The sequence below is a fragment of the Halomonas sp. ND22Bw genome (assembly GCF_003011945.1).
Classification (GTDB): domain Bacteria; phylum Pseudomonadota; class Gammaproteobacteria; order Pseudomonadales; family Halomonadaceae; genus Halomonas; species Halomonas halophila.
The window spans coordinates 1-316 of sequence record NZ_PXWD01000505.1; the positions used below are offsets into that span (position 1 = coordinate 1).

The following is a 316-nucleotide window of genomic DNA, read 5'->3' on the forward strand; positions in this document are numbered from 1 at the left end:
CATCGGGCCGAACAGCCGCCACGTCGCCCTGATCGAGGACGCCTTCAAGGTGCTGGTCGAGGCGCCGGGCGGCGGGGTCTCGGTCAATGGCGGCACGCGCGACCGGTCCGACGCCCGCCGGGTGATCGAGGATCTGGCCAAGCGCGCGGCCCTGGGCGCCGAGGTCACCGAGGCGGATGTCCGCGCGGCGGTCGGTCAGGCGCGCGGGGGGCGAGGAACGCCGGGCATGGCGGCGGCGGGCGTGTCCCTGCCGGGCGGCAAGCGCGGCGCCATCGTGCCCAAGACCAAGGCGCAGGCCGCCTATCTGGACCTGCTG

Annotated in this window: 1 protein-coding gene; it reads left to right on the top strand. The window is 75.9% G+C overall.

The window, feature by feature from the left end:
• On the top strand, positions 1-316 hold a 316-nt coding region (locus CVH10_RS19125), incomplete at both ends, for a PhoH family protein (RefSeq protein WP_219924845.1).